The sequence below is a fragment of the Nocardiopsis sp. NPDC058789 genome, from assembly GCF_042745575.1.
Lineage (GTDB): Bacteria > Actinomycetota > Actinomycetes > Streptosporangiales > Streptosporangiaceae > Nocardiopsis > Nocardiopsis eucommiae.
This window is the reverse complement of the sequence record NZ_JBHYOW010000005.1, coordinates 351,120-370,541: the sequence shown is the minus strand read 5'-3', so window position 1 is coordinate 370,541 and position 19,422 is coordinate 351,120. Positions and strand designations below refer to the sequence as shown.

Sequence of the window (19,422 nt, the reverse complement as noted above, 5' to 3'; positions counted from 1 at the left end):
GCGGGGAGCAGCACTCGATCTCCGCCCTCGCGCAGGTTGATCAGGGGCCATCCCCGCGTGCGCGGGGAGCAGCCAGCAGGCGGGGCAGGGCAGACTGTCCCGATGGGGCCATCCCCGCGTGCGCGGGGAGCAGGTGTGGAAGACCGGCTACACGGTCAAGGGCAAGGGGCCATCCCCGCGTGCGCGGGGAGCAGCGGCAGCGGTCAGCCGCAGCGGGAGCGATGCCCGCGAGGTGGGGGCCATCCCCGCGTGCGCGGGGAGCAGACTCTTTCACCTGCGAACTTACCAGTGGCAAGTGGCCGTTTTTCCAATTTTCGACAAACAGACAAAACCGGCATCCGCCTTCGTCGTTGCTGACACGAGTGAGCCTAGGGGCAAGGGCCCTGCCTCCTCCAGGCCTTCGCTGACCGGTCTTCGTGTCGAGGCCGGTCGCGCATTTCACCGCAACAGCGGCAGTCACCTCCGGGGAACAGGGCCTGGGATACGGCGAAGGGGCGGGACGATCGCTCGTCCCGCCCCTCAGGCGCTGATGACCCTCCGGAAGGCTAGAAGGCCTCCTCGGGGACCTCCATGACGCCCAGGTTCACGGTCTGGGCGATCTTCAGCTCGGACTCCACGCGCGGCAGGAACTGCTCGGCGAAGAAGCGCGCGGCGGCGATCTTGCCGGTGTAGAAGTTCCGGTCGTCGTCGCTGGCGCCGTCGATGCTGGCGAGCGCGATCTCGGCCTGGCGGAGCAGCAGCCAGGCGAGGACCACGTCACCGAAGGCGAAGAGCAGACGCACGGAGTTGAGGCCGACCTTGTACAGCTCGCGGCTGTCCTCGGCGGAGCCCATCGCGTGGCCGACCATGAGCTCGACGATCTTCTCGACCTGGCCCAGGGCGGACAGCAGGAGCCTGCGCTCCTCCTTGAGCTGACCGTTGCCCGCGTCGCTCTCCGCGAACGCCCTGATCTCGGCGGACAGCGTGCCGATGGCCTGGCCGCCGTTCTTCACGATCTTGCGGAAGAAGAAGTCCTGGGCCTGGATGGCCGTGGTGCCCTCGTACAGCGTGTCGATCTTCGCGTCACGGATGTACTGCTCGATCGGGTACTCCTGGAGGAACCCGGAGCCGCCGAGGGTCTGGAGGGACTCCGCGAGCAGCGCGTAGGAGCGCTCCGATCCCACACCCTTGACGATGGGCAGCAGGAGGTCGTTCATGGCCTCCAGCTGGGAGGCGTCCTCGCCCTTGGAGTGGGCGATCTGGATGGAGTCCTGCTGGGTGGCGGTGAAGATGACCAGCGAACGCATGGCCTCCACGTACGCCTTCTGCGTCATGAGGCTGCGGCGCACGTCCGGGTGGTGCGTGATGGTGACCTTCGGGGAGTCCTTGGACCCGGCGAGGTCGTTGCCCTGCACGCGGTTCTTCGCGTACTCCAGGGCGTTCAGGTAACCCGTGGACAGGGTGGCGATGGCCTTCGTGCCGACCATCATGCGCGCGTACTCGATGACGAGGAACATCTGGCGGATGCCGTCGTGCTTGTCACCGACGAGGTAACCGATGGCGGGGTGCTTGTCGCCGAAGGTCAGTTCACAGGTGGTGGAGGCCTTGAGGCCCATCTTGTGCTCGACGTTGGTGACGTAGGCGCCGTTGCGCTCACCGAGCGAACCGTCCTCGTTCACCAGGAACTTGGGCACGAGGTAGAGCGAGAGGCCCTTGGTGCCGGGGCCGGCGCCCTCGGGGCGGGCCAGCACCAGGTGGAAGATGTTCTCGGTCATGTCCTGCTCGGCCGAGGTGATGAAGCGCTTCACGCCCTCGATGTGCCAGGTGCCGTCACCCTGGTCCGTGGCCTTGGTGCGGCCCGCGCCGACGTCCGAACCGGCGTCCGGCTCGGTGAGCACCATGGTGGCGCCCCAGCCGTTCTCGATGGCCTGCTCCGCGAACTTCTTCTGCGCCTCGTTGCCCTCGGAGTGCAGGATGCTGGCGAAGCCGGGACCGGCGGAGTACATGTGGACGGACGGGTTCGAGCCCAGGATCAGCTCGGCGGCCGACCACACCAGGGAGCGGGGGGCGCCGAGGCCGCCGAGTTCCTGGGGGAGGTCGAGGTTGTACCAGCCGGCGTCCATGTAGGCCTGGTAGGACTTCTTCAGGCTCTCGGGGAGGGCGACGCTGTTGGTCTTGGGGTCGAAGACCGGCGGGTTGCGGTCGGCGTCCTCGAAGGACTCCGCGATGACACCGGTGGCGAGACGGTTGATCTCGTCCAGGATGGTGCGCGCGGTCTCCTCGTCCAGCTCCTCGAAGGGGCCGTCGCCCAGTACGTCCTGGCGTCGGAACAGCTCGAAGAGGTTGAACTCGATGTCGCGCAGGTTGCTCTTGTAATGCGTCATGGACAGCTCCGCTGTGTCCCTGGCCGCGGTGTCTGTACACGCGGATCTACCGACTAGTAACAAGTCAATGTTACTACCCAGTAGAACAAGATGCCAGTGAGGGTGGGCACTTGTCACCCCACGGTCAGGTAAAGCGAACGTCCGCGCAGTTCGCGAGTGGTTCGAGTGACTCAGGTGCCCACCGGGAGCAGGGTCAGCACCGCCCGATCCACCCCGTCCAGGTGCAGCAGCGCGTTGGCCGCGTCGTCGGCGAACCCCGAGACCACGAGCGAGCGCAGACCCAGGGCGGCGGCGCACAGGGACAGGTTCTGCGCCACGTGGCCGCACTCCTGGAGCAGCAGCCGCAGCGCACGCTGTCCGTACCCCTCGCGGAGCCGGCCCAGGTCGCCCACCAGGAACACCAGCGCGCCCGTCGTGGACGCCTCGACCCCGGGACGGCCGTCGGCGTGCTCGCGGAGGAACGGGGAGAGCTCGGTCAGCCGGTCCGTCTCCGGGACCCCGTCCGCCCTCAGCAGCCGGTGGCCCTCGGGCTGGTAGCGGTAGACCCCCGGTTCGAGGTCGGCCACGTGCCGCGCCACGACCCAGACCTCCGTGGCGTAGGCCGCCCCCGGTGAGGGGTGGGTCCGCGGCGGCGCGTGGCGGCCCGGCTGGTCCGCGCGGACGCGGCTGATCCCGGCTCCGTGCCCGAGGAGCGCGGAGAGGGCGGCCAGCTCCAGGTGGGAGCCGTAGTCACCGTGGTCGCTGTTGCGCTCTGCCAGCACCCGACCGAGGGACGCGCTGAGCGGGGCGGGCGCGGGGAGCGGGACCGTGGGCGCCAACGAGGCCCCCTCGCGTACCCCCTCCGGCGGCACCTCGCGGGGGAGGTGGTCCCCGGCCATGGTGTCCGGGAGGTACTTGCTGGCCTCCAGGTAGGTGCGGTCCGGGGAGCCCACACCCGGGTCGAAGTAGTCGCCCGGCGGCTCCCAACGCGGGTAGGCCAGGGAGAGCAGCCAGGCGATCCGGCGCTCGTCGTCGATGTCCAGCCCGAGCCGGTTGTGCGTCATGTGCAGCAGCGACCAGACGATCCGGTCCAGCCCGTTCGCCAGCCCCTCCTCGGCGTCGATCCGGCGCAGACGCGCGACGGTCTCCCGCAGCCCCCGGTGCCACAGGTGGTGGGTGGAGGACCCGTCACCGGACACCAGCCGCGCCACCTGCGGACGCCGCTGCAACCACCGGGCGGGCGCCGAGTGGAACAGCCGCTCCGCCTCGGCCCGCGCCTGGGTGCCGCCGCGCGCGACCTCGGCCGAGTAGTCCCAGGTGGCGTAGTACCCGCGCGCCTGCCGGACCGCCGTCACGTCGTCGAAGCCCAGCACCCCGAAGGCCAGGGAGGTGAGGTCGACCGCCACGACCTGCCGCTGGTGCTGGTGGGGCGCCGACCGCAGCACGGCCAGGGCGATGCGCGTGCTCACGACGAAGAAGTCCTCGCACGCCTCCAGGGCGCGCGGGCCGCCGTACCGCTCGGTCTCGGGCTCGTACACCGCCTCCGTGACGTCGCCGTCGGCGTACCAGCGGGCGTGGTCGGCCTGGGGGAGGTCGGCGTAGTAGGCCTCGCTGTCCAGGTCCAGGGCGGCCGCCGAGGTCTCCTTGGCCAGCGCCCGCACACGCTCGGCGAACTCCGCCACGGCGTCCGGGTCGGCGTCCAGGAACCGGACCCGAAGGTGCGGACCGCCGTCCCAGTAGCGGAGGAAGAACCAGGCGGCGGCGCGCCCCGAGGAGACCAGCCGCTCCGCCTCGGGGGCCAGGTGGTCCAGGAGGAAGGTGTCGATGTCGGCGCGGCTGCGGTGCAGGTACACGTACACGGCGGACCAGGTGCGGGTCATGGGGTCTCCGGGGCGGCGTCGACGGGGGTGTCCAGGTAGGTGCCGCGTTCCGCGCGCACCCACAGCTGGTAGGCGGGGGTCTGGTCGGGGTCCAGGCCGAGGGCGGCGGCCCAGTCGGCCTCCGCGTAGTTGCGCATGGGGCGGACGCACAGGTCGGTGGCGGCGGCGCCGAGGCACCCCCACTGGGCGATCCACCCGAGGAGGGTGTGCAGGACCGTCTCCGCGTGGTCCGGGCCCAGGGCACGCGCCCAGGCGGGGAAGTCCACGGCGAGGGTGTGGCCGAGGGTGGCGGAGAAGTTGGTCTCGCCGGTGCGGGGGACGGGGCGCGCGGGTCCCGGGGGTCCGTCCGGGGGAAGTTCGCGCACGACGCGGTCGTCCACCCGGTCGTCCTCCAGCGTGTGCTGGTAGAGCCGTAGGGACTGGCTGCGGGGGAGGACCTCGTGGACGGCGGCGAGCGCGTGCACCAGGCCGGAGGTGATCGTGGCTCCCTGCTTCGGGCTGACGTACGCGCTGGTCACCAGGTTGGCCGTGGAGACCCCGCTGGTCCGCTCGTCCAGCCAGCGCCGCAGGGTGCGGGCCGCCGGGGCGACGGAGGCCGCGACGCGGGCGGTGGCCTCGGGGGAGAGGGTCACCCCATCGCCAGGGCCGTCTCCGTTCGCGCTCCCGTCCCCGTTCTCGGAGCCGGGCGTGAGGTGCGGGGAGCGTGTGGCGGCAGCGCCGGAGGAGACATCGGTGCCCGAGTGGGTGGCGGTGCCACCGGGGTTGTGGGTGACATCGGAGCCGCCGGGGAGGCTGGTTCCGCTGGTGACGGAGGGAGCGCAGGTGCCCGGGTGGGCAGTGGTCTCGGTGGTGCCCGGGTCGCCCACGTCCAGGGTCACGGCGGCGATGGGGGTCATGCCCGGAGGGAGGAGCGGGGCCGCCGCAGTGCAGGCCGGGTGCGCCGGGTCGGGGTGGGTGCGGGGTCGTAGACCGGCCCGGGTGAGGGTCAGGCCGAGGGTGGCCAGGAGGTGCCCGGCTTCCAAGCGGGCCAGGGAGGGGCGGAGCCGACCGTACTCGGGCGGGTACCGGTGCTGGTCCACCGCCACGACCAGGCGGGCCCCCTCCAGGTTCGAGGGGGCCGCCGGACCCCCGACCGGTTGCAGGGCGTGCGACTGCGGGTCGACCCGCAGGCACCACGTGGGGCTGTCGGGGGGTGTGGGGTCTCCGGGCGTGGTGGTCTCCAAGGGAGATGTGGGACCCCCGCCGGGTGTGGGGTCCCCGGGAGCCACGAGGAAGAGGTCCGCCCCGAACAGGCCCCGGGGAGAGGGATAGGCGCGGTGCACCGGATACCGGTCGGCCGCCGAGATCCGGCGGACCCGCACGGCCTCCACGCACGCGGCGAGCAGACGCTCCACCGGCGACCAGCCGCCGCCCAGCGCGGGCGTCGCGGCGTCGAGGTCGCGCAGCGGCCCCAGCGCGGGCAACGGAGTCCGCACCTGCCCCGGGACCGGCCGGGCCAGGCCGTTCGAGGGCTCGGCGCCGAAGAACAGCGTCGCCACCTGGGACACGTCCTTCTCATGGGACTGCGCGTGGAAGTGCGCGAGCGCGTCCTCGAACCCGGTCCTCAGGGGAACGGGTGCGGAACCGGGTACGTCCTTCCGGGCGCTTCCCATGGAACCCCTCCCTCGAACAGCGTCGACGCTCGGGCCAGCCGCTCCAGGGAGCGGGTCCGGCGGTGTGTGTGGCCGAAGGTCATCGGCAGGGCCCCGGGCACGATCACCTTGACCGCCCGGGTTCCGGACGCCGCCGCGTACGGGGCGCTGCTCTGGTCCACGACCACCACGTCCAGGCCTAGTCCGTGCACGGCCGCGAGCCGGTCCCGCAGCACCGAGGCGAGGTCGGTTCCGGCGAACGAGGGGGGCCGCCCGGCGGTGAGCCGGTCCAGGGGCACGCCGCCGCTGGGGTGTTCCAGGAACTCCCACATCGGTCGGGCCTCCCACAGCCCGTGCAGGCCGGTGTGGTCCTCCAGGGTGCGGACGAGCGTCGGGTCGTCGAGCATGGGCCGACACCGCTCCACCGAGACGGACGGGCGCATCCGCACCCACTTCGGGTACATCAGCGCGTTGGTCGCGGTCTCCTCCACCGCCGCCATGAGCGCGCGGCGCGGGTCGAGGTGGGTGCCGGTGGCCAGGCTGAGCGCGGGAGCCCGGCCTTCGCGGACCGCCTCCTCCGGGGCGGTGACCGTCGCCAGGACGGTCGGTATCCCCAGGTCGGAGGTGAGGTCGAACAGGCGCGGGGTGAGGCCGCGCTCGGTGAGCAGGTCCGTGAGGTGCGCGAGGTCGGGGTCGTCGGCGCCCTCGATCAGCCGCAGCCGGGTGCGCGAGTACCAGGCGAGCAGGAACGCGTCCCGCTCCACCACCTCGAACAACCCGTACAGGACGGCCTCCGCGAACGTCCCGCCCACGGCGCAGCCGTTGGACGACTCGTACAGGAACCGTTCCTCGGCGCGGCCCGCGTGCCAGTACGCCACGTGTTCGGGGACCAGGACCCGGCGCCGTTCCCGGGTGGACCAGCCCCACACCCAGGTGGTGGGGGTGTCGGGGGTGTACGGGACCGGCTCGAACGCGGGGTGCCCGTACCACTCGGGTTCGTGCAGGCCGAGGCGCGCGGGGTCGACGGCGTCGTCGGCGACGTCCGCGTAGGACCCGTGGACGGTGGCGGCGCCGTTCAGCCGCCGCCCGCCGGTCACCCGTTCCACCCCTTCGAGGAAGGCGGGCACCTCGCTGGCGGTGAAGCGGGTGGAGCGGCCGTATCCGCCCTCGCGGGACGCGTGCCCGGGGGCGACGGTCTCGCAGGTCATGAGGGCCAGGGGCGACTCCTCGTCCCGGTAGACGTGCGCGACCGGTCCGAACCGGAAGTCCAGCAGCCGGTCGCGGAGGGCGGTGCGGTCCATGGCGCGGGTGCGCAGGGCGTCGCCTACGACGGGCAGCGGGTCGGCGAGGTCGAGGGTGTCGCCGGGTTCCGTGACCCCGAGGCCCCGGCCGTCCGGGAAGCAGTGGCCGCAGGAGGGGTGGGGGACCAGGCCGTGCCGGGTCACCTCCCCGGTGCGGCAGTCCAGCGCGACCACGCGCAGGCGCAGGTCGGCCGGGTCGGTGGTGGCGGCCAGCGCGGCGAACGCGTCGGCCCACAGGGCGAGGAGGCCGTCCGAGGGCGAGGGTGCGTCGGCCGTCTCGCCCTCCACGTCCGAGCGCCAGAGCCCGGCGCACCGCGCGCAGCCCGTGGCGCCGTCCGGGGTCCACGGGCCGAGGACCGCCAGGGCGCCGCTCATCGCGGAGTGCAGGAGCCCGCCCGCGACGCGCACGGTGTGCGGCCGGTCGAGGGTCGCACCAGCGGGGGAGGGGGCGTCGAGGTCGGGGATCAGGTCCACGCGGCCACCGCCGAGTGCACCCCGAGGGCGCGCCAGCTGTCGGCCCCGCCGGGCGCCCCCACCCGCACGGCACCCGTGTCCAGGGCCCATCGCGCCAGTCCCGGTGCTCCGGTGGCGAAGGGCGGAAGGACCGCGTCGGGTGCCTCCTCCGCGAGGCGCACGCGCGCGACCGCCTGGAGAAGGGCCGTCTCCACGCAGGTGACGGGGTCGGGTGCGGCGCCCGTGCCGAGCGGCCGTCCCTCCGAGGTCACGCGGGCCCGCCACACACCGGTGCCGTCGAGCTCCTGGAGGGTGAGCTCGGCCGACACCCCGAACCGCAGGGTGAGCGCGGCCCACAGACGGCGGGCGGTGGGGGAGGGGGACGGGGGGTCCACGTCCTTCCACCGGGTGTCGGGTGCGCGCAGGACGAGGTCGCCCACGGCCGCGCCGATCGCGGCGGCCTGGGTCAGTCCGATCCCGAGGCCGGGGGTGGATGCTGAACCGCTCGGGGAGCGTCCCGCGTCGGGACCACCCGAGCCCGACCCCGCCCACACGACCTCGTGCCGGTCGTCCTCGCGGGCGGGCACGGTGGTCGACCCGTGTCCGGCCCGGAGATCGACCCCGTCGGCACGGTGTCCCCAACCGCCCGTGGCGGTGCCCGTCGTGGTCGTTCCGTCGGTCGTTCCCGGAGTCTCGGGGTCGGTTCCACCGTCAGCGGGGCCAGTGGTTTCGTGGGTGTCCCACACGACCGCGTTCAGGGCGTTGACCAGGGCGTTCTCGCGGGCGAGCGCGGTGGTCAGCCCGTACCCGGCGAGTCGTCCCGACCGAGCCAGTCCCACGGGCAGCTGCGACAGGTCCCCCGGTGCTGGCTCGCCGACCGGGCCGAACACGCGGTCCCACAGGTGGGTGACGGCGTCCAGGCGGTCGGGGACCTCCAGCGGCTCCGCCGGGGCGAACTCCTCCGGTGCGGTCCTGGGCAGCGGCCGGGTCGCGCGCGGGTCCAAGGGGTCCGCGACGAGCAGGGTGTGGGGTTCGCTCACCAACTCGTCCGTGGTCACCATGAACTCGGGGCCCGGCCCCGGCACCGGAGCCGACCCGGGCGCGGACACACCGCGCGCCACCTGGGCCACCAGGGCCAGGGTGAGCTGGGCGGCGACCAGGCTGCGGGTGACCCCCAGCGCCTCGGCGTCCGGCTCCGGGCGGTCCGGGCCGGATTCCTCCCTCCCGGCGAACCAGGCGCGCAACCGCCCCGACAGGTCCGGGGTGCCCGGACGGTCGCGCGGCCCGGTCAGCCAGAGGCCGTCGCCAGCGGCGACGACGTGTTCGGACCCGGCATTGGCCGCGTCCCCGGGGAGGGACGGCCGGGCGGTCAGCGGGACCGGGGCCTCGGGCACGGGCCCGGTGTCCGCGTGCACCTCGGCACCGACCGCGTCGCCGGAGGGGGACAGCCGGGCGGTCAGCAGGACCGGGGCCTCGGGCACGGGCCCGGTGTCCGCGTGCACCTCCCCGAACCCCGCCCGGGCCAGCGCTCGCCGCACCCGTGCCTCCAGCAGCGGGCACGAGGACCGGACCCGGACCACGCTCGTGCGCAGCGCGGCCAGCGCGGCGTAGGGGCGGTGGGTCACCGACTCCAGGTGCGGGTAGGCGGCCCGTTCGGCCTCCGTGAGGGACGCGGGCTCGGGTTCGAGGTCGCGGAGGAACCGGTGCTCCTCCAGCTGGTCGAGGATCCCCGCCAGGAACGGACGCCCCGCCTCGGGGAAGCGTCCCAGTAGTTCGCTGCGGTGGAACCCGGCGCGCAGGGCCGGTTCCAGGGCCCGCCAGACGGTGTCGGCCCGGGAACCCCGGACGACGACGGCGGTGGCGCCCATGCTGAGCGCCACCCCCTCCGACGCGAGCGATCGGGCGCGGACGGCGCTCTTGAGCCGCACCGCCGGGGTGGTCGCGGTGGTGTCAGGCATCGCCCACCCACGGAAGGGTCGGCCGCAGCTCCGGGTCCGCGCTCTGGTGGTCGACGACCCGGCGGACGGTCTCCTCCCAGCCCTCGCCCACCACCTCCTGCGCGGCCTCGGTGAACAGGTACGCCACCGAGTACCGCTGGACGGGGGCGACCCCCATCAGCGGCAGCAGGTCGAAGAAGCAGTTGATGAGGAACCGGAACGCCGCGAACCCGTACCCGTCACCGAGCCGGGTGAAGTCGAGCTTGCGGAACTCGCGGTGGAAGTCGCTGTACGAGCGGTCGTCGGAGCCGCTCCAGCGCACCCGCACGTCGTCACCGAACTTCGCCGCCTGCTCCTGCCGCTCCGGATGCGGGAACGGCAGGATGTGCTCCTGGCGGGCCAGGGCGATCGCCTCGGGCAGCCACCGGTCGGCCCACGCGCCCCAGGCCAGGGCGTACGGTTCCGTTCCGGCTCCCTCGTGCACCGCGCGCAGCGACTCCACGAGCCCCTCGCGCTGCGCCCGGTAGGCGGTCGCCAGCCGTTCCTGCGCCGCCCCCTGCGGGTCGGACCAGTGGAAGTACTCCTTCCAGTGCGACAGGAAGGCCTGGTAGCCGGAGCGCAGACCCCACTCGGGGTAGCGCGTGGCGATCGCGCTCATTCCGGCGAAGACGTTCGCTGAGACCGCCCGCTCGCCGCCGCGCCCGCCCGCCTGGTCGGCCACCCGGGACAGGCCGTCGGTGAGGACCCGCCCCTTGAGCGCGACCGCCTCGGGGCCGCGCAGGAACGTGTCCACCGGGTCGCCCGCCAGCCGCCGCGTGCTGTTGTCCGGCTCGATCGGGGCGTAGGGGCCCTCCACCAGCTCCAGGCGTCCCATGCGCTGGGAGAACGCCTCGTACTGGACGGGGTCCAGCCCGCGCCGCGAGGGGTGACGGCCCAGGAAGGCGCGGACCCGCACCTCGGCCTCGGCCACGGCGGCCTCCACCGCGGTGGGGTCGCCGTCCGCGTAGAGCACGCAGTGCGGGCCGAGCCGCCAGTGCAGGTGCAGCCACGCGGCGGTGACGCCCTCGCGGTCGGCGGCCGTGCGGGCCGCTGGGACGAGGCAGTCTCCGAGCAGGGCGCTCTTGTCGCTGTCGTGGTAGTTGACTCTGAGTCCGACGGTCAAGGGGTCAGCCTCGCTTCGCCTGGGGGATGGGAAGGGGGAGCGGGGACGGTGCCCGCGGCGCGCGGCACCGTGGAGAGTTCGAGGAACAGCTCGCTGGCGTGCGCGCCGTCCGGGCCGCGCACCCGGTGGTGGTCCGGGCCGGGGAGCATCTCCTCCACCAGGAGCGCCGGGCCGAGGTGGGCCAGGCGCTTGGCGGCGGTGCCGGTGTGCAGCCTGCTCAGGAAGTCCACGTGCTGGGGCTTGGGCGCCATGGCGCGCTCCAGCGGACCGAGCCTGCCGCCCTGGAGAGGGCGGACGAACACCTGCTCGGGGATGCCACGGAGCTCGCGGTCCACGTTCAGCCGCCGGTGCAGCTGGGCGGCGGACTCCTCCGGACGGAGGGAGAGGTCGGCGGTGTCCATGCCCCACCTGCGGCGGAACAGGGTGAGGCCGCCGAACCCGATCCGGGGCGTCCCGCCCTGGAACCCGTGCCGGGTCCAGCGTTCGTGGAGGTCGATGGTGAGGTCCGCGAAGGAGAAGAACGGCGAGTCCGCGACCATCGCCACGAGCATCTCGTCGTAGGGCAGCGCGTGCGGCACGAGGAAGCCGGTGTAGACGGGGTCGATCTCGCGGCCGTCGTCCCGGACCAGCCGCAGCCCGTGCGGAGTGTGCACCAGGGTGAGGTCCAGGGTGGAGGGCCCCGGCTCCAGGGTGGGTTCGTCGCGCAGGGCCAGTTCCTCGTCGGCCAGCGCCGGTGACAGGTTCGCGTTGAACCCCAGCGCCGACCGCATGTGCACGGTGTCGGCCTCCGCCGGGCCCAGCCGCCGCACGTGCGCGGCGACCCGCTCCCGGACCTCCTCCGGCAGGTGGCCGAGGAACCGGCTGAAGTAGCGGGCCCGGCCGCCGTAGAGGTGGTTCACCACCAGGCCGTCCGGGACGGCCTGCCCGAACACCGCGAAGGAGCGGCGGGCCGCGAACTCCCGGTCCGGCAGCATCGCCGCGACCTCGTCCACCACCGCCGGGTCGACCTCCACCCGGTCCCCGCCGGAGCGGCCGAGCTCCACCAGGTGGTCCACCGCGCGCCGACGCGCGGACAGCACCCGGGTGAGTTCCGGGTCGGCCCCGGCCAGGGCGGCGGGTGCGCCGCCCATGAGTTCCTGGGTCAGGGGGAAGGCGGCCCGCGCGTGCTGGGCGAACCCCTCCAGGTCGGAGCAGCGCCCGCCCCGGCCGTAGCGGGACACGAACACCTGCTCCAGGGCGCCCGAGAGCACCCGCTGGTCGTCCAGGGCGAACAGCAGCGGCATGAGCCGTCCGAGGTCGGCCGACCACGCGCGGGTGCGGGCCCGATCCACGGGGACGCCCCGGGAGACCAGGCAGTCCTCCACCACGGGCGAGGTGGCCGAACCCTCCACGCCGACCGCCGCCGACCACAGGTGTTGCAGCCGCAGCACGTCACCGGAGCGACCGGCCCCGTCGGCGTCGGCGAACCCGGCCAGCACCGTCTCGGTCTCCGCGAAGGCCGTCGCCACCCGGGCCGCCGCCTCGCCGGGCAGGGCGCGCGCCAGCCGGTGCCAGTGCCGGGTGAAGTCGGGGGACTGCTCGGGCACGGGCGACCACGGCACCAGGACACCCACCCCGATGAGCTGGTCCAGCACGCCCAGCGCCCGGTCCGCGCCGCAGCCGAGGTCGGCCGCGACGGCGTCGCGCAGGGCGGCCAGCCGCACGGGTGTGCTCGCGCGCTTCTCCAGCACCGTGACGAGGCGGTCCCAGCTCCCGGTCATGGGCAGGCGGACCTCCTCCTCACCGAAGGCCTCCGCGCGCAGACCGGGGGAGGGGGGCGCCCACACGCGACGGCGCACGACCAGGCGTTCCCCCTGGTCGGTCACCTCGCGTCGGGCCCCGCCGGTGAGCACCCACTCCAGGCCCAGGCGCGCCTCGGGGTCGGCGGCCAGTGCCCGCGCCGCCTGCCGGGGGAGCAGACGGCGGAGCGCGGCGTGGGAGGTGAGCTCCAGGGGGCGCTCGGCGTCCTCCGCCACCTCGGCCTCCAGGGGCGAGAAGTGCACGGCGGTGTAGAGCGAGTACGGGCTGACCTTCACCGTGGAGCGCGAGAAGTACCGGACCAGGGCGGCCTCGGCCTTGCGCATCCGCTTGTCGGGGTCCCGGTCCGTGGCCGCGCGGGCGGCGACCGCCCGGTGCAGGTCCGGGCTGGACAGCGCGGTGGCCCGGTCCACCCCGGGGTCGCGGGCCCACGCCGTCAGTGCCGCGCGCTCGGCCCGGAGCGCGGGCTCGTGTTCGGCGTCCACCAGCGCCGCCGTGGCACGCGACTCCCGCCAGAGGTCCGCCCAGGCGCCGAGCAGGGGGATCTCCCGGGTGACCGGGTGGTCGTACAGGTCCTCCCGGGGAGGGCGGCGGTTGAACACGGCGCGCTTGGCGGCCAGCGCCGCGTTCCGGTGGGCGCCCAGCTCGGGCGCGGCCCGGTGCAGGGCGTCCAGCAGTCCTTCACGCAGGTCCTCGCGCTGGAGTTCGAGCCGGGCGAGGGAGCGCAGCAGGGGCGCGGTCGGCGTCGTGCCGCGCAGCTGCCGATGGGGGTGGGGGTTGACCCGGGAGACCAGGTAGGGACCCTCCACGACCTCGAAGGACCGTGAGGGTTCGTCGGAAGTGTTCAAGCCCCGGTCTCCTCGGGCTTCGGGGCCTCGTCCTCGCCCTTGCGCCGGGACGAGCCGAACCCGCGCGGCTCCCGCTCGGAGGCCCACCGGAACCAGCGCAGCGCGGCCACGGTGCCCAGCAGCGACCACGCCAGCAGCAGCGCCACCGCGGACCAGTCCCACACGGGACCGGACTCGGACAGGGCCCCCTGGACGAGGAGTGTCAGCGGTCGCCCGGGGAGGAGGTCGACGACGGCGCCCACGGCGTCGCCCAGCGGGAGGATGACGAACCCGCCCGCGAGGAAGGCGGTCGGGAAGAAGATGCCGTTCACCATGGGCACGGCGGCGTCGGCGTTCGGCGGCAGGAGTGACGCGGCGGCGCCCAGCGGGGCCATGCACAGGAAGCCGAGCACCAGGGCGGCCAGCAGCTGGGGCAGGCGTGCCGGATCGATGGTCACGCCCATGCCGAGCAGGCCGATCGCGGTCACCACGCCCAGCACGATCACGGCGGTGAGCAGTGTGTTCACCAGGTAGGCGCCCATCACCGTGGCCGGGCTGACCGGGGTGGTGCGGAAGCGCTTGAACAGGCCGTGGTGACGGCGGATCGCCAGTCCGATGGCGACGTTGGCGAAGGCCACCGACATCAGCGCGAACCCGAGGATGCCGCCGAAGCTCAGGTTGGCCTGGGTGACCTCGTGTTCGCCCACGAGGCGGATCTCGTCCGCCTGGGAGCGGAAGGCCAGCCCGAAGCCCACGTAGAACATCACCGGCATGAGTACGATGAACGCCAGGGTGATGGGGGAGCGCCAGAACTCCTTGAGCTCACCGTCCACGTGCAGCCAGAAGGAGGAGGGGCGGCGGGTGCTCCGCGCGCGTTCGGTTCCCGTGACGCTCATTCGCTCTTCTCCGCTTCCAGCACGCCGTTGTCCAACATCGCCACGTACGCGTCGTCCAGGCTGGGCGGCACGATCGTGAGGCCGCTGATCCGCGTCCCCTCGTCCCGGGCCCAGGCCTGCACGCGCTCCACCACCGCGTCCTGGTCGTCGGTGAGGATGCGCACCCTGCCGTTGACCAGTTCGGCGCCCTCGGGCAGGCGGTCGTCCGTCCCCTCGGGGCGGGCGAACTCCACCACCGTGTACGCCGCCGAGCCCCGGACGAGGTCGTCGGGGCTCCCGGAGGCGATGAAGGAGCCGTCGCGGATGACGTCCACGCGGTCCGCGAGCTCCTGGACCTCGGTGAGGTCGTGGGAGGTCAGAACCACGGTCGTGCCGCTCTCGCGCAGCCCCGCGACCAGGCCGCGGATGCGGCGGCGCGAGACGGGGTCCAGCCCCGTGGTGGGTTCGTCGAGGAAGAGCAGTTCCGGGCGGCCGGTCAGTGCCAGGGCGAGGTCGAGACGGCGGCGCTGGCCGTCGGAGAGGGACTTGACCAGGGCGGACCGCTTCTCGGTGAGCTCCACCTGGGCGAGGGCGTCGTCCACGTCGAGCGGGTCCGGGTAGTAGGAGGCGTGGCGGCGCAGGATGTCGCGGACCGACAGCCCCGGTTCCAGCATGGTCTGTTGCAGCACCACGCTCATGCGCGTGCGGAGCTGGGCGAAGTCACGGCGGTTCCCGGGGTCGAGGCCGAGCACCTCCACCCGGCCCGAGGTGCGTCCCCGGTGCCCCTCCAGGATCTCGATCAGCGTCGTCTTGCCCGCCCCGTTGGGGCCGAGCAGTGCGGCGATCTGTCCGGTGGGCACTTGGTAGGAGATGCCGTGGAGCACCTCTCCCTTCCCGTAGTCCTTGGTGATGTCCGTGGCGTCGATCGCGTACACGTGCGGCCCTCGTCGTGCTTCTTCTGGGGGGTTCGGGGGCGGAGGGAGGGGCGACCCCGCGAGAGGCCGCCCCGGTTCAGCGGGTCAGCCGCACGAACCCGAGGAGCAGCAGCTGCTGGAGCCGCAGCACGAGGTGGAGGTGCAGGAGCTGGAGCCACTGGTGGCGCCGGTCTCCGGGACGGCGACCGCCTCGCGGACGCTCATCACCTCCATGTCGTCGAAGTTGAGGTCGGGCAGGTCGATCGTGGGGGTTTCCTGCGACGCCATCGGACACCTTCTTCTGGATGTGAGGGGGATGTTGACGTGAAACGTTGGAGCTCGCCCCTGCCGAATTCACGCATTGTTCCTGCGGTCACGCGTTCCGGTGGCGGGGGCCTTCCCGGAGTACTCCGTCAGCCGCAGGAGCCACCGGAGCAGCAGCTGCTGGAGCCGCAGCACGAGGTGGAGGTGCAGGAGCTGGATCCACTGGTGGCGCCGGTCTCCGGGACGGCGACCGCCTCGCGGACGCTCATCACCTCCATGTCGTCGAAGTCCAGCTCGGGCAGGTCGATCTCGGGTGCCGTCGAATGGGGCATTGTGGCCTCTTCGTTTGAATCTTCCTAGCGGATCCCCCGGGCGGGTAAGAAAGTAACATGCGTTTCGGCGGGTAGATAGAGGTTGTATTGATCCTTTTCCCTGGTGTGGCCGCTGGTTCTTCTGTGCTTCACGGCGGGAACACCGGAAAAGGAAACGGACTCTGGTCCCATGAGGAACCAGAGCCCGAATTCATTCGACACTCAACGTGATCAGCAGGAGCCGCGCCCGGTGGTGGTGTCGCACAGTCCCAGACCGTCGGTCCAGGAGAGCGAGTCCCGCGCGTTGCCGCCGAACGGACGGGTGACGGTCACGTCGACCCCGTGCCCGGAGTCGGCGGCGAGCCACACGCGCACCTCCCGGACGCCGTCGCCCGAACCGGCTCTGAGCACGTAGAACGGTGACGGCACCGGGGAGCGGCCGCTCTCCGGTCGGGTCCACCAGTCGGCTCCCTGGGCGTCCGCGACGTCCACGAACAGGCAGTCGTACGAGGCGCCCTCGAACTCGCAGGTGCGCGGCTGCGCTCCGCCGTGGCGGCCCACGCTCGGGTCCGATCCGATCCCGGTGTTCATCGCCCGCCAGTACACGGTGTCACAGTCGCCGCCGGCGCAGGCGTTCCAGTCGGCCCACGCGGTGGCGCGCGCGGCGGGCGCCGCGGAGCCTCGCTCGATGGCCGCGCAGTACTTGTCCACGATGTAGGGCACCACGAAGTCGGAGACCCAGACGGAGTCGATCGCCTCGCCCGCCGTGTTGTTGGTCCCGAGTCCGGCGGAGTCCATCTGCCACAGGCCGACGCCCGGGTTGAAGAACAGGCCGTCGCGTCCGGCCGGGTCGTACAGGCCGGACTGGTTGTCGTACCTCGACAGGGTCATCGGTGACGGGGGCAGGGACGAGCTCGCGGAGACCTCTGGCCAGACGGGGGCCAGGGCCAGCGCGGTGGCGGACTCCGCCGTGATCGCGCAGGAGGCCCCGGCGGCCGCGCCCTCGGCGGCGTTCCGGGCGGCGGCGAGGGGTTCGGCGCCGAAGCTCAGCGGTCCGGGCGGGATCGCGGCGTTGGCGAGCTTCTCCTCCACCGCCTCCCGGTCCGCCTCGGCGCGTTCGGCGGGGGTGTCGGCCGGTGTGGGGACGAACGCCACGGGGTCGTCGGGCGCGGCCAGGGCCGTCTGCGGGGTGCAGAGCAGCGCGGCGGCGGCGAGGGCGGTGAGGGTGGTCAGGGCACGCCGTCGGAACGGCGGTCGGGGGGTCTTCACGTGTCCACCTCTGGAGCGGGTTCGAGGGGAGGGGGCTCACCGGCCGGGTCACTGTCGGTGGTTTCCAACGTGGATGTCTGACTCGGAGGAAAGTTACCTCCCGGCCCCGGTTCGGACAAGGGCCCCTCCCCGACCGCTCCGGACGTTCAGCGCCGGGAGTAGGAGTCCTCCTCGTCGTCCGGGCTGGCCGTCCCGGTCGTCCTGCGGGCCCGTCGGCGCTCCCGGACCCGGGCGACGACGAACCACACGCAGGCCACCGCGACCACGGCCAGGACCACCTTGGACCCCGCGCTGACGTACTCCTCCACCACGTGCCACTGCTCGCCCAGGTGGTATCCGACCAGGACGAAGATGGTGTTCCACACGGCGCTGCCCAGGGTGGTGAGCCCCAGGAAGAGCGGCAGGGACATGCGCTCGATCCCGGCCGGGACGGAGATGAAGCTGCGGAACACGGGGATGAGTCGGCCGATGAGGACCGCCTTCGGCCCGTGCCGTTCGAACCAGGCCTCGGTCCGGTCGATGTCACTGAGCTTGACGAGGGGGACGCGGCTCGCCACCGCCCTGAAGCGTTCCCGGCCCAGCCAGGCGCCGAGGCCGTACAGCGCGAGCGCGCCGACCACGGAGCCGACGGTGGCCCAGACCAGGACCTCCACGAGGCCCAACTCGCCCCGGGACGCGGCGAAACCGGCGGTCGGCAGGATCGCCTCGCTCGGAATGGGCGGGAAGAGGTTCTCCAGCGCGATGGCCAGACCGACTCCCGGTCCGCCGAGGACCTCCATCAGTCCGACGACCCACCCGACGAATCCGTCCGTGGGTTCGGCCGCCGCGAGGGCGAGATTGGCGTTCACTCGTTGCTCCTGTTCACGGTCCCTTTGAGAAGGGTGGAACAGAACGTTAGGCGCCGGGGGCGACGCTCCGCGTAAAGACGGATCACTTTCTCCGGCCGCATCGGGGCAAGGGGGGTGTGCACGGCGGAACGCCCCGGTCGGTCGGCCCCGGGGCGGGCGGTCTCAGCCGCCGAGGACCCGCTCGACAAGGGTCCGCCAGCTGTCGGCCAGGTGCTCGCAGCCCTCCTCCCCGGCCGGGCCGGTGAGGTCGTCCGTGCCCAGGTACAGCAGGAACGGTCCCTCCAGGGCGGCGGAGAGCTGGAGTGCCAGGCCCTCCGGGTGGGGGAGTGACGGCCTGACCTGGCGGAGCAGCATCCGGAAGTGCGGAGGGGTCATGCTCACGGTGGCGGGGGTCGGCGCGGATCGGTCCAGGCCCTCGCGGATGACGGCGTGGTTGGTCCTGAGCATCTCGAAGCGGGCCAGGCCGTAGGCGATCAGGCGTTCCCCGGGCTCGGCGCCGGGCCCCAGCGGCGGCGGGCCGAACAGCACCGACTCCTGGAACCGCAGCTCGTCGTCGTGCATCACGGCCTGGAAGATGCCCGCTCGGGTGCCGAAGCGTCGGAAGACCGTCCCCTTGCCCAGCCCGGCGCGCTCCGCGAGGCCGTCCATGGTCACGTTCTCCGGCCCCAGTTCGTCGATCATCGCGCGGACCGTCCGCAGCAGGTGCTCGCGGTTGCGGGCCGCGTCGGCCCGTTCGGGGCGCGGCTTTCCGAAGGGGACCACTGGCACATCCACGGAGTCAATCTACCCCGGGAATACTAAGCGGGGGATAGTCCGTTTAAGCTGTCGTCACACCGCGAGACCCGGGCACACGTCCGGCCAGCGGCACACCGAACCCATGGGAGAAGTAGGAATCATGCACCTGTTCCGACTGGACGCCAGCATCTTCCCGTCCGTGTCCTCCAGCGCCGAGATCGCGGACCGCGCCGAGACCGAGTGGGCGACGGCGCACCCGGGCGGCGTCGTGAACCGCCGCCACCTGGGGACCGACCCCCTGCCCGCCGACGCCTGGGTCCAGGCCACCGTGGGCTCCGCCACCCCCGAGCCCGAGCGCACCCCGGCCCAGATCGAGGCACTGGCCCTGGCCGCCCGACTCTCCGGGGAACTGGAGAGCGCGGACGCCGTGATCCTGGCCGTCCCGATGTACAACTACGGCGTCTCCCAGCACTTCAAGACCTGGGTCGACCTGGTCATCGCTGGTGCCGGGCCCACCAACCCGGTACTGAAGGGAACCCCCACCGCACTGGTCACCACCGCCGGAGGCGGATACGGTCCCGGCACCCCCCGCGAGGGCTGGGACCACTCCACTCCCTACCTGGAGCGGGTCGTCGGCGACCTCTGGCAGGCCGACCTCACCCTGATCAAGTGCGAGCTCACCCTCGCAGCCACCACTCCCGGGATGGAGGGGCTGAGGGACCTCGCGGAGCGGGAGCGAGCCAGGGCCCTCGACGCCGCGCGCGACACCGGTCGGGCGCTGGCGGGGGTCTGACCTCAGGGCGGGGGCGGCGCCACCACGCCGCCGCCCCCGCCTCGCCCCCGGACGGTGCCGATCCCCGGCCGCATATTCTCTGA

15 protein-coding genes and 1 CRISPR repeat array (1 of these 16 cut by a window edge) are annotated in these 19,422 nt (G+C 73.0%); of the genes, 1 reads left to right on the top strand and 14 read right to left on the bottom strand.

Annotated elements, in window-relative coordinates; genetic code table 11:
* Window positions 1-264: direct repeats of the CRISPR family, unit length 29 nt; unit sequence GGGGCCATCCCCGCGTGCGCGGGGAGCAG (it extends 262 nt beyond the left edge of the window).
* Window positions 265-545: 281 nt separating this feature from the next.
* The 14 genes from ACFW3L_RS09525 to ACFW3L_RS09460 all read right to left on the bottom strand — a co-directional run bounded on the left by ACFW3L_RS09525 (window position 546) and on the right by ACFW3L_RS09460 (window position 18,585).
* Window positions 546-2,363 (bottom strand): acyl-CoA dehydrogenase, encoded by a 1,818-nt coding sequence (locus ACFW3L_RS09525; RefSeq protein ID WP_378738251.1) that lies wholly within the window; start codon window positions 2,361-2,363, stop codon window positions 546-548.
* 170 nt (window positions 2,364-2,533) lie between these two features.
* Complete coding sequence (locus ACFW3L_RS09520; RefSeq protein ID WP_378738249.1) at window positions 2,534-4,222, bottom strand: thiopeptide-type bacteriocin biosynthesis protein; 1,689 nt, start codon at window positions 4,220-4,222, stop codon at window positions 2,534-2,536.
* Window positions 4,219-5,874 carry a hypothetical protein gene (locus ACFW3L_RS09515; RefSeq protein WP_378738247.1) on the bottom strand — a complete coding sequence of 552 codons (1,656 nt, stop codon included), beginning with the start codon at window positions 5,872-5,874 and terminating at the stop codon, window positions 4,219-4,221. Before ACFW3L_RS09515 ends, ACFW3L_RS09520 begins: the two co-directional genes overlap by 4 nt.
* Window positions 5,826-7,628: a TOMM precursor leader peptide-binding protein gene (locus ACFW3L_RS09510; protein ID WP_378738245.1), complete on the bottom strand. Its 1,803-nt coding sequence runs from the start codon at window positions 7,626-7,628 to the stop codon at window positions 5,826-5,828. The genes ACFW3L_RS09515 and ACFW3L_RS09510 overlap by 49 nt, the downstream gene beginning before the upstream one ends.
* A complete protein-coding gene (locus ACFW3L_RS09505; protein ID WP_378738243.1) occupies window positions 7,619-9,565 on the bottom strand; it encodes a hypothetical protein in 1,947 nt (648 codons plus the stop codon). The genes ACFW3L_RS09510 and ACFW3L_RS09505 overlap by 10 nt, the downstream gene beginning before the upstream one ends.
* The gene (locus ACFW3L_RS09500; protein ID WP_378738241.1) at window positions 9,558-10,706 is read right to left on the bottom strand and encodes a hypothetical protein; all 1,149 of its coding nucleotides are present in this window, start codon (window positions 10,704-10,706) and stop codon (window positions 9,558-9,560) included. The genes ACFW3L_RS09505 and ACFW3L_RS09500 overlap by 8 nt, the downstream gene beginning before the upstream one ends.
* Window positions 10,703-13,351, bottom strand: a complete 2,649-nt coding sequence (locus ACFW3L_RS09495; protein ID WP_378738238.1) for a lantibiotic dehydratase — start codon at window positions 13,349-13,351, stop codon at window positions 10,703-10,705. Before ACFW3L_RS09495 ends, ACFW3L_RS09500 begins: the two co-directional genes overlap by 4 nt.
* Window positions 13,348-14,226, bottom strand: coding sequence for an ABC transporter permease (locus ACFW3L_RS09490; protein ID WP_378738235.1), 879 nt, complete (start codon window positions 14,224-14,226; stop codon window positions 13,348-13,350). The genes ACFW3L_RS09495 and ACFW3L_RS09490 overlap by 4 nt, the downstream gene beginning before the upstream one ends.
* Window positions 14,223-15,140 carry an ABC transporter ATP-binding protein gene (locus ACFW3L_RS09485; RefSeq protein WP_378738233.1) on the bottom strand — a complete coding sequence of 306 codons (918 nt, stop codon included), beginning with the start codon at window positions 15,138-15,140 and terminating at the stop codon, window positions 14,223-14,225. Before ACFW3L_RS09485 ends, ACFW3L_RS09490 begins: the two co-directional genes overlap by 4 nt.
* Window positions 15,141-15,224: 84 nt before the next feature.
* A complete protein-coding gene (locus ACFW3L_RS09480; protein WP_378738231.1) occupies window positions 15,225-15,407 on the bottom strand; it encodes a thiazolylpeptide-type bacteriocin in 183 nt (60 codons plus the stop codon).
* A gap of 125 nt (window positions 15,408-15,532) precedes the next feature.
* The gene (locus ACFW3L_RS09475; protein WP_378738228.1) at window positions 15,533-15,715 is read right to left on the bottom strand and encodes a thiazolylpeptide-type bacteriocin; all 183 of its coding nucleotides are present in this window, start codon (window positions 15,713-15,715) and stop codon (window positions 15,533-15,535) included.
* Between the two features lie 210 nt (window positions 15,716-15,925).
* A complete protein-coding gene (locus tag ACFW3L_RS09470) occupies window positions 15,926-16,963 on the bottom strand; it encodes a hypothetical protein (protein WP_378738225.1) in 1,038 nt (345 codons plus the stop codon).
* Window positions 16,964-17,109: 146 nt separating this feature from the next.
* Entirely contained in the window at window positions 17,110-17,742 is a 633-nt protein-coding gene (locus tag ACFW3L_RS09465) for a DedA family protein (RefSeq protein ID WP_378738326.1), read from the bottom strand.
* Window positions 17,743-17,973: 231 nt separating this feature from the next.
* Entirely contained in the window at window positions 17,974-18,585 is a 612-nt protein-coding gene (locus ACFW3L_RS09460; protein WP_378738223.1) for a TetR/AcrR family transcriptional regulator, read from the bottom strand.
* Window positions 18,586-18,688: 103 nt separating this feature from the next.
* Here ACFW3L_RS09460 and ACFW3L_RS09455 point away from each other — a divergent pair, with 103 nt between their 5' ends.
* Window positions 18,689-19,339, top strand: a complete 651-nt coding sequence (locus tag ACFW3L_RS09455) for an FMN-dependent NADH-azoreductase (RefSeq protein ID WP_378738221.1) — start codon at window positions 18,689-18,691, stop codon at window positions 19,337-19,339.
* Window positions 19,340-19,422 lie beyond the last annotated feature (83 nt).

What these genes read in the sequence shown, in the direction of transcription:
- ACFW3L_RS09465 (WP_378738326.1), bottom strand. Translation starts at nt 17,742, where the DNA reads ATGGAGGTCCTCGGCGGACCGGGAGTCGGTCTGGCCATCGCGCTGGAG.
- ACFW3L_RS09515 (WP_378738247.1), bottom strand. Translation starts at nt 5,874, where the DNA reads ATGGGAAGCGCCCGGAAGGACGTACCCGGTTCCGCACCCGTTCCCCTG.
- ACFW3L_RS09525 (WP_378738251.1), bottom strand. Translation starts at nt 2,363, where the DNA reads ATGACGCATTACAAGAGCAACCTGCGCGACATCGAGTTCAACCTCTTC.
- ACFW3L_RS09490 (WP_378738235.1), bottom strand. Translation starts at nt 14,226, where the DNA reads ATGAGCGTCACGGGAACCGAACGCGCGCGGAGCACCCGCCGCCCCTCC.
- ACFW3L_RS09455 (WP_378738221.1), top strand. Translation starts at nt 18,689, where the DNA reads ATGGGAGAAGTAGGAATCATGCACCTGTTCCGACTGGACGCCAGCATC.
- ACFW3L_RS09480 (WP_378738231.1), bottom strand. Translation starts at nt 15,407, where the DNA reads ATGGCGTCGCAGGAAACCCCCACGATCGACCTGCCCGACCTCAACTTC.
- ACFW3L_RS09505 (WP_378738243.1), bottom strand. Translation starts at nt 9,565, where the DNA reads ATGCCTGACACCACCGCGACCACCCCGGCGGTGCGGCTCAAGAGCGCC.
- ACFW3L_RS09475 (WP_378738228.1), bottom strand. Translation starts at nt 15,715, where the DNA reads ATGCCCCATTCGACGGCACCCGAGATCGACCTGCCCGAGCTGGACTTC.
- ACFW3L_RS09520 (WP_378738249.1), bottom strand. Translation starts at nt 4,222, where the DNA reads ATGACCCGCACCTGGTCCGCCGTGTACGTGTACCTGCACCGCAGCCGC.